Source organism: Armatimonas sp. (assembly GCF_031410135.1).
GTDB lineage: Bacteria > Armatimonadota > Armatimonadia > Armatimonadales > Armatimonadaceae > Armatimonas.
Genome location: NZ_JANNYP010000631.1, coordinates 1 through 1,986, shown reverse-complemented (window position 1 = coordinate 1,986; position 1,986 = coordinate 1). Strand labels below are relative to the sequence as shown.

Sequence of the window (1,986 nt, the reverse complement as noted above, 5' to 3'; positions counted from 1 at the left end):
TGAATCTCGCTAAATCTGGAGAAACCCGCGCGATACCTAGAGGCACGGCCTGCCGATCACCCAGAGCGACGAGAGCACGAAAGGTCTCGGGGAGTGCAGCGAAATCCACTCGCTGAAGGCAATCTCTCAGTACCGGAATTGCTGAGGGGGCACCGATACGGCTGAGCGCTAGGGCAGCTTCCGCATCGTACCAGTAGTCGTGTGGAGGAGGCTGGAGAACGGCAAAAAGATAGGGAAGAGCAGCAGGGTTGCGTATCCTGTAATCCTGACGTTTGACTGGACAGTTTTTGGACTACGAGATTGTAGCATTTTCTCCCCGGATCGGCAAGGCGATTTTCGCGACAGGAAAGGGCGGCGGGCACGCAACCAAGGCAGCGTCACCCCCACTTAAAAGCACCTCCGAGGCTCTCGTTTTCCACCAGCGCTCCTCGAAGACGGCGGGAGGAAGATAGCCCAGCTTGGAGTGGACTCGCTTCCTTTGATAGACCTCCTCAATAAAGGTACCGATCTGAGCCTGAGCATCCCAGAAATCGCTGTATTCACTCATTTGGACATGATCTTCCTTTAAGGTGCGCATCCAACGCTCCGCATAGCCGTTCTCCTCAGGACAGCCCACGGCGGCCATGGAAACCAGTACTCCCTTGGACTCTAGCAGATTGACATAAGCCGTGGCGGCGTACTGTCCGCCCTGGTCGCTGTGGTGAATCGTCGGACAATGCCCCGCGTCAAACGCTTTCTTGAGGGCAATCATTGTTAGGTCTCCCTCCAAAGAGCGCGACAGATGCCAGCCGCGAATGCAGCGGGTGAACAGGTCAAGGATGACTGCCAGGTAAACATGGCCGCTGCCCAGACTGATATAGGTTATGTCCGCCGCCCAGATTTCATCAGGGCAAGTGGCGACTCTATCCTTGACCAGGTTCTCAAAGCGGGGCAAGCTGTGCTCGCTATTGGTGGTGCGCACCTTGCGCACGGATGGCTTCTTGAGCAAGCCCAGCTCCTTAAGGGCACGTTTGACCCGCCGTTCCCCGATGGGCTTGCCCTTAGGATCGAGCTTTTCGTCATATTTCATCTGTCCAGTGAGTCCTAAGTAGCCAAATTTAGGCCACTGGCCTGCCATTTCCTCGACCGTTTTGGTGACGGCTTCGTGGACTTCCACCTGGCGTGTCGAGCGATAGTAGAAGCTGCTTCGTGGCACCTGGAAGAGTCGGCAGAGCTGAGCCGTCTTGACGCTTGGCATTGCCTCTTGAACGTTGTTCATGAGAGCTTTCCTCTCTTCTGACTCAAGAGACTGGACGCTTTTTTTAAAATTTGGTTCTCCAGAGTCGCCACTCCCAGCGCTCGCTCCAGCTCTGCGACGCGTCCTGCGTCTGAATTTTGCTGTCGTGGGCTAGCGAAGGCACTTTGAGCATTGGCTAAGAAGGTCTCCTTCCACCCCTGAAGTAGTTGAGGTGACAGTTCGTGTTCTCGGCAGAGCTGTGCTTGGCTCTTCTGTTGACTGAGCAATGCGAGGACGGCTTCTGCCTTGAACTCGGCAGTAAAGGTTCTGTGTTTCTTGGTGGACATATCTGTCTTTCTGGTCGTTATAGTACCGCCTGCCAGCGGGGGGCTACCCCCGTTTGGCGGCGGCTAAAACTGTCCAGGAAAACGCCCGGATTACAAATGACTCAGCACTGCCTCTTTGAGTTGTGGCTTGAGTTTGAACACACAGAGCCGCATGCAGACAACGACCCCACAGATGACTTCGCTAACATCGCCATTCAGCTCCCCGACGGACGACGCTATGCCTTGAATGTCTGGACGTTTGGTTTCATGAAGCGGGCTCGGTATCCCTGGCCCTACGAAATGCTTGAGGAGCAAGTCGAGTATCTCCTGCCGCCCGATCTCTTTGTCGAACGCCTGGATCGCCCGACGTTGGAGCGTGTGGTGGAAAGCCTACTGCGGGCGGGTGAGTTGCGCAATGCGTGGTTGTGCCCAGAGGGTCTGGAT

2 protein-coding genes and 2 pseudogenes are annotated in these 1,986 nt (G+C 55.7%); 1 reads left to right on the top strand and 3 read right to left on the bottom strand.

Features of this window, described 5'->3' with window-relative positions; translation table 11 throughout:
* The 3 genes and pseudogenes from RMO15_RS33430 to RMO15_RS33425 all read right to left on the bottom strand — a co-directional run.
* Positions 1–256 (bottom strand): annotated as a pseudogene (locus RMO15_RS33430) (hypothetical protein); the annotation flags it as partial.
* Positions 257–292: 36 nt separating this feature from the next.
* Positions 293–1,291: pseudogene (locus tag RMO15_RS23105) on the bottom strand (IS3 family transposase); the annotation flags it as partial.
* Positions 1,255–1,563, bottom strand: coding sequence for a transposase (locus RMO15_RS33425; RefSeq protein ID WP_369016156.1), 309 nt, complete (start codon positions 1,561–1,563; stop codon positions 1,255–1,257). The gene RMO15_RS33425 and the pseudogene RMO15_RS23105, both read right to left, overlap by 37 nt.
* Before the next feature lie 96 nt (positions 1,564–1,659).
* On the opposite strand from RMO15_RS33425, the gene RMO15_RS23100 reads away from it, so the two are divergent.
* Positions 1,660–1,986, top strand: a 327-nt coding sequence (locus RMO15_RS23100; RefSeq protein ID WP_309717870.1) for a hypothetical protein, incomplete at its 3' end; no start/stop codon positions are given.